The sequence below is a fragment of the Sporichthyaceae bacterium genome (genome assembly GCA_036493475.1).
Classification (GTDB): domain Bacteria; phylum Actinomycetota; class Actinomycetes; order Sporichthyales; family Sporichthyaceae; genus DASQPJ01.
This window is the reverse complement of the sequence record DASXPS010000151.1, coordinates 1-7,479: the sequence shown is the minus strand read 5'-3', so window position 1 is coordinate 7,479 and position 7,479 is coordinate 1. Positions and strand designations below refer to the sequence as shown.

10 protein-coding genes and 1 tRNA gene are annotated in these 7,479 nt (G+C 69.6%); 5 read left to right on the top strand and 6 right to left on the bottom strand.

What is annotated here, in order from left to right:
- Positions 1-72: 72 nt before the first annotated feature.
- Complete coding sequence (locus VGJ14_15570; GenBank protein HEY2833847.1) at positions 73-483, top strand: helix-turn-helix domain-containing protein; 411 nt, start codon at positions 73-75, stop codon at positions 481-483.
- A 72-nt stretch (positions 484-555) separates the two neighbouring features.
- The gene (locus VGJ14_15565; GenBank protein ID HEY2833846.1) at positions 556-1,677 is read left to right on the top strand and encodes a DNA cytosine methyltransferase; all 1,122 of its coding nucleotides are present in this window, start codon (positions 556-558) and stop codon (positions 1,675-1,677) included.
- Here the strand turns inward: VGJ14_15565 and VGJ14_15560 are convergent.
- On the bottom strand, positions 1,670-2,473 hold the full coding sequence (locus VGJ14_15560; protein ID HEY2833845.1) for an NgoMIV family type II restriction endonuclease: 804 nt from the start codon (positions 2,471-2,473) through the stop codon (positions 1,670-1,672). The two genes, VGJ14_15565 and VGJ14_15560, sit on opposite strands and share 8 nt — an antisense overlap.
- A 258-nt stretch (positions 2,474-2,731) precedes the next feature.
- Here VGJ14_15560 and VGJ14_15555 point away from each other — a divergent pair, with 258 nt between their 5' ends.
- The 3 genes from VGJ14_15555 to VGJ14_15545 all read left to right on the top strand — a co-directional run bounded on the left by VGJ14_15555 (position 2,732) and on the right by VGJ14_15545 (position 3,777).
- Positions 2,732-2,980, top strand: coding sequence for an excisionase family DNA-binding protein (locus VGJ14_15555; GenBank protein HEY2833844.1), 249 nt, complete (start codon positions 2,732-2,734; stop codon positions 2,978-2,980).
- A gap of 156 nt (positions 2,981-3,136) precedes the next feature.
- Positions 3,137-3,406, top strand: a complete 270-nt coding sequence (locus VGJ14_15550) for a hypothetical protein (protein ID HEY2833843.1) — start codon at positions 3,137-3,139, stop codon at positions 3,404-3,406.
- The gene (locus tag VGJ14_15545; protein HEY2833842.1) at positions 3,403-3,777 is read left to right on the top strand and encodes a hypothetical protein; all 375 of its coding nucleotides are present in this window, start codon (positions 3,403-3,405) and stop codon (positions 3,775-3,777) included. The genes VGJ14_15550 and VGJ14_15545 overlap by 4 nt, the downstream gene beginning before the upstream one ends.
- Positions 3,778-3,930: 153 nt before the next feature.
- On the opposite strand, the gene VGJ14_15540 is transcribed toward VGJ14_15545, so the two are convergent.
- The 5 genes from VGJ14_15540 to VGJ14_15520 all read right to left on the bottom strand — a co-directional run.
- A tRNA-Pro gene (locus VGJ14_15540) sits at positions 3,931-4,004 on the bottom strand.
- 88 nt (positions 4,005-4,092) lie between these two features.
- On the bottom strand, positions 4,093-4,422 hold the full coding sequence (locus VGJ14_15535) for a TraR/DksA C4-type zinc finger protein (protein HEY2833841.1): 330 nt from the start codon (positions 4,420-4,422) through the stop codon (positions 4,093-4,095).
- Between the two features lies 1 nt (position 4,423).
- A complete protein-coding gene (gene der / locus VGJ14_15530) occupies positions 4,424-5,851 on the bottom strand; it encodes a ribosome biogenesis GTPase Der (protein ID HEY2833840.1) in 1,428 nt (475 codons plus the stop codon).
- Positions 5,841-6,545: a (d)CMP kinase gene (cmk, locus tag VGJ14_15525; protein HEY2833839.1), complete on the bottom strand. Its 705-nt coding sequence runs from the start codon at positions 6,543-6,545 to the stop codon at positions 5,841-5,843. Before cmk ends, der begins: the two co-directional genes overlap by 11 nt.
- Before the next feature lie 80 nt (positions 6,546-6,625).
- The coding region (locus VGJ14_15520) for a prephenate dehydrogenase (protein HEY2833838.1) at positions 6,626-7,479 on the bottom strand (854 nt) is incomplete at its 5' end.

The window sequence follows — 7,479 nt, the reverse complement described above, 5'->3', positions numbered from 1 at the left end:
GATGCGCGGCACCCACTGATCGGTGCCCGGATGCCCGATTCGGACCCATGGTGGCGATTCGGAACCATCTGACTGACGGCGGACTCTAAGGAGCCGAGAGTCACCCACCCTTATGTCAAGTCGACACGCCGTACCCGGGTCCGCAAGTCGGCGGGATCCGGGATCGCTCGGAGGACCCGTGAGCACACCGCGCATCCCGCCGCAGACCCGCGCCGGATCCACCCGCACCGCACCCAGCCGCACCCTTCCGGGGCGCGCCGTGCCCACCACCGACCGTCCCGCCCTGCCGGCCCCCGTGTCACCGGACACGACCTGCTCAGCGTCACCCAGGCCGCCGAACGCCTCGGCACCCCCGAGCGCTTCATCCGCCGCCTGATCGCCCAACGACGCGTCCGCTTCTACAAGGTCGGGCGCTACATCCGCTTCGACGTCGTCGACCTCGACGCCTTCATCGACAACGGCCGCGTCGAGCCCTGGCTCTGACACTTGCGCCTCATCTCTCCCAGCGTTGTGTGGGGGCGAGGAAATGTCGGCGGCCCCCTCTAGCCTGTGGCCGTGACCGAGCAACTGACGATGATCGACCTGTTCGCCGGTTGCGGGGGGATGAGCGTCGGGTTCGCCCGACACGGATTCCGCTCCGCCCTCGCGGTCGAATGGAACCTGCACGCCGCCGCGACCTACGCCGCGAACTTCGGCGAGGACCACACCTTCTGGGGCGACATCGCCGAACTACCCGACGACCAGGTCCCTCTGGCCGACGTCGTCATCGGCGGGCCACCCTGCCAGGGTTTCTCCAACCTCGGCAGCCGCGACGTTGACGATCCACGCAACCAACTGTGGAAACAGTATCTGCGCGTCGTCGGCCTCGCCCGTCCCCGCGTGTTCGTGATCGAGAACGTCGACCGATTCCGGTCCAGCACCGAATTCGCCCTGCTGCTGAACGAGGCCGCCGGGGGCCTGATCGCCGACTACGAACTCAGCCACGCCGTGCTCCTGGCCGCCGACTACGGCGTCGCTCAGCGCCGCCCACGCACCATCGTCATCGGCTCCCGCGTCGGACGCATCGACCTGCCCGCACCAACCCACGCCAAAAACCCCGGCGACGGCCTGCTGCCGTGGGCCCCCGTCCGAGACCGAATCGGCGACGAACAACGCTTCCCGTGGGCGGCGCGGGGCACCGAGTTGCCCGAGTCCAAGACGATGTTCTTCGGCCAGCAGGTACCGGGCATCTTCAAGAGCCGCGATTTGCATTTCGGGCGTCAACCCCGGCCGCTGTCCTTGGCGCGCTATGACTGTGTGCCCCCGGGCGGCGGACGTTTCGACGTCCACGAAGAACTCCTGCCACGCTGCTGGCGCGAGAAGCCCACCGGAACCACCGACGTCATGGGCCGCATGCGCTGGGACGCGCCGTCGCTGACCATCCGCACCGAATTCTTCAAACCCGAGAAAGGTCAATACCTGCACCCGCAATGGGAGCTCGACAACCCAGCCCGCCGGGTCAATCGCGTCATCACCCACGCCGAGGCCGCCGCACTCCAGGACTTCCCGGAGGACTACCTGTGGTGCGGCTCGAAAATCGAGATCGCCAAACAGATCGGCAATGCAGTCCCCGGCGGCCTCGCCGCCGCGGTCGCCGGACACATCCGCGGTGAACTGGCAACACGACCACTCAACTGAGCACCAGATCGCGGGCCAACGCGCTGTAGGGACGCAGCCGGCGCTGCTCCACCATCTCCGCCCACACCGCGCGCTGTTCCGCCGACGCCATGGCCGCGACCGCAGCATCGAGCTCGTCGAACATCAGGTGATAGACCGTGTCAACCTCACCGGTTCCACGGGCAATGGAGATCAACCGCTTGGGCAACGGCTCGGCAGTCACCAGCACAAGATGGGGGAGCCTGCCCCGCCGATTGCGCACCAACGTGGCGAATTCGTGGCGCACGTTCTGCACCCGATCGGACCGGATCGTCCACTTGCACGAGATCGCCGCGTGGAGGAACGGCCTCGCCATTGCATCGTCGGGATGCGCGACACCGACGTACACGTCGGTGCTCACCTGATAGTCACGGTCCAACGTCGCCCGCAGAGCCGGTTGTTCCTCGAACAATCGCTGCAATGCGTTTAGATGCTCGAACTGGGCGTAACGCGAAGCCGTGCCCTGGTGGGTAACCATCCATACCCGGCCGCCATCCAGCGCCGGGAGCGCCGCGGCCATGTCCTTCTCCACCGCACGCTCCAGCAACGTCCCCGAAGCCTTGTTCACCTCAGCCGAATCCTCCAAAGCCCGAGTCGTCTCGCGCACCACGCCCAACGCGTCGTACACGTGTCCCGCCAGCTGAAGGCTCGGCACACTGCCCACGTCGGCGATATTCGGCGCGAGCGCGCGGCCGAACAACCGCGTACACGTAGCCGAGGACTTCCTCGACGCAGGCTTCCAACCGAACAGGTCCGGGAGCCACAATGGAGCAGCCACGAGATCGGAGCCTAGAGAGCGCCCTCGCGCTGCCCGACACTGACGGTCCTCGGGTGCGACCAATCGCCGGTGCTGCTAAGCCCGTGTTCCCTTGGGCGTCCGCCGTGGCCGACGAGTTTGCGGTATCGGCGCGAAGGCGCCGGGGGGCCGTGGCAAGGAGCCCGGCGGCGCTGGCATCGGAAGCAGCCACCCGACAGGCGTGCTCGGCGTGGCGTGCTGGTAACGCTGTGCCGCACTGCTCGTCGAGTGCCCCGCCACGTGCATCAACGTCGCCAAAGCCGCGCCGCGACCAGCCCCGGCCGACTGCCCGCCCCGCGCGTCGCCGGGCACGAGCTATTTACGGTCACCCGGGGCGCCGACGCCTCGGCCCCCCCGGAGCGCTTCATCCGCCGCCTGATCGCCCAACGACGCATTCGCTTCTACAAGGTCGGGCGCCACATCCGCTTCGACGTCACCGACCTCGACAACTCCATCGACACCGGCCGCCGCGTCGAACCCCGGCTCTGAAGAGAACCCGGCCGACGTCGCAGCCGCCGGCCGGCGGCCCGTTTGCACGAGCGATGCGCGGGAACGCTCGCGGCGCGATCGGCGCGGGCGCTGCGCGGTCTTGTCCTTCGCCGAGCGGTTCCCGGAAGTCTCCTACCCCGGTGGTAGACTTGTTGCGTGCCGCGTGGAGAGCCCTCGCCGAAGCTGGCGATAACCGTGAGTCCCGACGTGCATGCCGGAGTGGTGGCAGCCGCGGAGCAGGACGGTGTCAGCGTGTCCGCGTGGATGACCGAGGCCGCCCGCAGGGCACTCCTCGTCCGCGACGGGCTGGCGGCCGTCGCTGAGTGGGAAGCCGAGAACGGGACCCTCACCGACGAGGAATTGGCCGCCGCCCGCAAGCGCGTCGCCGCCGACATGAAGCCCGTCAAGCGTCGCCGCTCGGCGTGAGCGTCCACTACGACGCCGGGGCGCTGGTTGCCGCCGATCGCAACGACCGCGCCATCTGGGCCGACCACACAGCCCGCCTTGAACTCGGCATCGTGCCGATCACCACCGCGCCGGTCATCGCCCAGGCCAGCCGCTCCCCACGACAGGCGCAACTTCGCCGATTTCTCCGCGGCTGCCACATCCGCGACTTCACCAAGGACGACAGCCACCCCGTCGGAGCGCTGCTCGCCAAGTCCAAAAGCGCCGACATCGTCGATGCCCACCTGGTCCTCGCCACCACCGACGACGACACCGTCATCACTTTAGACCCCGACGATTTGCGCCGCCTCGCCGGCGCACTCAACCGCCGCATCCGGATCCGCGAAATCTAGACCCGGTCCACCGAATTCCGGCTGCGGCGCCGGTTGACCCTTGGTCGCCGAACAGCGTCCCGAGTCGCCCCTACAGCCCCTGCAATCTGGCCATATTCTGGCCATTAACGATCTAGAGGCCCTCTAGAGGGCCTCTGACCTGCACAAATGCTGTCGGGCTGACAGGATTTGAACCTGCGACCCCTTGACCCCCAGTCAAGTGCGCTACCAAGCTGCGCTACAGCCCGAAGCCCGGTGCGACCGAGCCCCCAGACCTTATCGCAGGGGTCAGGACCGGCGTCCGCGCATTACCGTTAGGCGTGTTCTGACGCTTCGTCAGCGCGGCGGGCAGCCGACGCAGGTGCGGGCGGTGGGCCGCACGGCCAGTCGGTCGGCCGGGATTGGTCGGCCGCAGACGACACAGCTGCCGTAGTCGGCGGTGTCCAAACGGACCCGGGCGGCAGTGATGTCGGCCAGCTGGGCCTCCGCGGCCTGGACCAACGCCGCGACCCGGGCGCGGTCGTAGGCCGTGGTGCCCTCGGGGTCGTGTTCGTCGTCGGTGGCGGTGTCCGCGGATGCGAGGATCTGGGAGAACTCGCGGCGCAGCCCGGCGAGCCACTCGCGCGTGTTCTCCTCGTCGGTGATCAGGGCCTCGAGCGGATTCATGTCAGCGCTTGCGCTTCTCCTTGACCTTCACCGAAAGGTCGATCGGGCTGCCGATGAAGCCGAACTCCTCGCGCAGTCGACGTTCCACGAACCGCCGGTAGCCGGCCTCCAGGAAGCCCGAGGCGAACAACACGAAGCGGGGCGGACGGGTGGCGGCCTGGGTGGCGAACAGGATGCGCGGTTGTTTACCGCCGCGGATCGGGTGCGGGTGGGCGGCGATCAGCGCCCCGATGAACGCGTTGAGCTTCCCGGTCGGGACGCGCTGGTCCCAGGAGTCCAGCGCGGTTTCCAGTGCCGGCACCAACTTCTCCACGTGCCGCCCGGTGCGCGCGGCGATGTTCACCCGCAGCGCCCAGGGCACCCGCACCAATTCGCGTTCGATCTCGCGTTCCAGATAGTGCCGACGTTCCTCGTCGAGCAGGTCCCACTTGTTGTACGCGATGACCAGCGCACGGCCGGCGTCGACCACCATCGAGATGATCCGGGTGTCCTGTTCGGACAGGGGTTCGTGCGCGTCGATCAGCACCACCGCGACCTCGGCGGATTCCAGTGCGGACATGGTGCGCAGGCTGGCGAAGTACTCGTGGCCGGAGGCGGTGGCCACCTTGCGGCGAATCCCGGCAGTGTCCACGAACCGCCAGGTGCGCCCGCCCAACTCGATGAGTTCGTCGACCGGGTCGACGGTGGTGCCCGCGACCGCGTCCACCACCACGCGGTTCGCTCCGGCCAACTTGTTCAACAATGAGGACTTGCCGACGTTCGGCTTGCCGAGCAGCGCCACCCGGCGCGGTCCGCCGGTGCCGATTCCGGAACCGCCGGGCGCTTCGGGCAGCACGTCGAGCACCGCGGCCAGCAATTCCCCGGACCCGCGACCGTGCAACGCGGACACCGGGTACGGCTCCCCCAGGCCCAACGACCACAACATCGCGGCGTCGGCCTCGCCCGCCGGGCCGTCCACCTTGTTGGCGGCCAGCACCACGGGTTTGTTGGCCGCGCGCAGGATGCGAACCACGGTCTCGTCGTGGTCGGTAGCGCCGACGGTGGCGTCCACCACGAAAAGCACCACGTCCGCGGCGGCCACCGCGAGCTCGGCCTGCGCGGTGATGGAGGCACGCAGACCCTCGCCGTCCGGGTCCCAGCCGCCGGTGTCCACCACGGTGAACCGACGTCCGTCCCAGGTCGTGTCGTACGCGACACGGTCGCGGGTCACGCCGGGCTTGTCCTCGGTGACCGCCTCGCGGCGGCCGATAATCCGATTGACCAGGCTCGACTTGCCCACGTTCGGTCGGCCGACCACGGCCAGCACGGGCAGCGGGCCGGACGGCTCCTCGTCGCTGTCGACGAAGTCGTCGAGGTCGTTCTCGTCCCCGAGATCGAACTCGGTGGGGTCGAACTCCTCGAGTTCGTCGAACTCGGAGTCAGTGGGCAAAATCGCCGCTCACCGGTTCGACCACCCGGCGCACCCGGGCCAGCACGACGTCCACCACCTGCTGTTGGGTCAACGCGGTGGTGTCCAGCTCGATCGCGTCCGCGGCGCGGGCCAACGGCGCGACCGCGCGGGTGGAATCCAGTCGGTCGCGGCGTGCGATCTCGTCGCGGGTGACCTCGACCGGGACCGTCTCCACCGTGGTCTCCGCGTTGCGCCGCCCGGCGCGGGCTTCCTCCGAGGCGGTCAGATACATCTTCACCGGTGCGTCCGGGGCGACCACGGTGCCGATGTCACGGCCCTCCACCACGATGCCGCCGTCGTCCGCCGAACACCGCGCGATGATCGCCTGCTGCATGGCCACCAGCCGGGTACGCACCGCGGGCACCGCGCTGACGGCGCTGACCGCGCTGGTCACCTCGCGGCTGCGGATGGAGCCGGACACATCAACGCCGTCCACGGTGATGCCGGGATCGGCCGGGTCGGTGCCGCTGCACAGCGCGGGTTTGTGCACCGCCGCGGCCACCGCCACCGGGTCGTTGACGTTCACGCCCTCGCGCAACATCCACCAGGTCATCGCCCGGTACATGGCACCGGTGTCCAGGTAGCGCACCCGCAGTTCGATGGCTACCGCCCGGGACACGCTCGACTTGCCGGACCCCGAGGGCCCGTCCATCGCGACGACCAGCGATTGCACGTCAGAACACTCCCGAAACCGCGACGGACCGCGGTTCGGCCAGTCACCTCAGCCTACCTGGCGTGATGCCCCGGACACCGTCACCAGTGCACGGCCCAGCCGCGCGCCCGGAGCGCTGCGACCAGTTCCTCGGCCAGCGCCGGGCGCACCGCGAGCTCGACCAGGCCCACCGGTTGGCCCGGTGAGTGCTCGATGCGCATGTCCTCCAGGTTGATGCCATCGGTACCCACGTCGGTCAGCAACCGGGCCAGCTCGCCGGGCTTGTCCGGGACCAGCACGGGGACCGCGGTGAACCGGGCGGGCGCGCCGCCGTGCTTGCCGGGCAGGGCCGCGCGACCCGCGTTGCCCGCCCGCAGCGCGGCGGCGACCGGGTCGATCGCGGCCGCGTCGTTGCCGGCCACGGCACGCAGTGCGGCCACCACCCGGTCCAGATCGGTGGCGACCGCGGCCAGCACCTCGGCCACCGCGCCCGCGTTGGCGGCGAGGATTTCCGTCCATAGCGCGGGGTCGGAAGCCGCGATGCGGGTGACGTCGCGGATGCCCTGTCCGGACAGCCCGACGGCCTCCGCGTCGGCGCCGACCAGCCGGGCGGCGACCAGACTGGCCAACACCTGCGGGGCGTGGGAGACCAACGCGACCGCGCGGTCGTGGGTGTCCGGGTCCATCAGCACCACGGTGGCCTGGCACAGCTCGACCACCCGGCGCACGGCGGCCAACGCGCGCTCGCTGCTCGCCGCGGACGGGGTGAGCACCCACGGACGGCCCGCGAACAGATCGATACGGGCCGCCCCCGGCCCGGACCGCTCCCGACCGGCCAGCGGGTGCCCGCCGACGTAGCTGGTCGGATCGGCGATCGCCTCGATCTCGCGCTGGGCGATGCCCTTGGTGCTGGCCAGGTCGGTGTAGGCGGCCGCCGCGGTCTCCTCCTGCAGAC

What these genes read in the sequence shown, in the direction of transcription:
- VGJ14_15535 (HEY2833841.1), bottom strand. Translation starts at nt 4,422, where the DNA reads ATGAATCCGCTCGAGGCCCTGATCACCGACGAGGAGAACACGCGCGAG.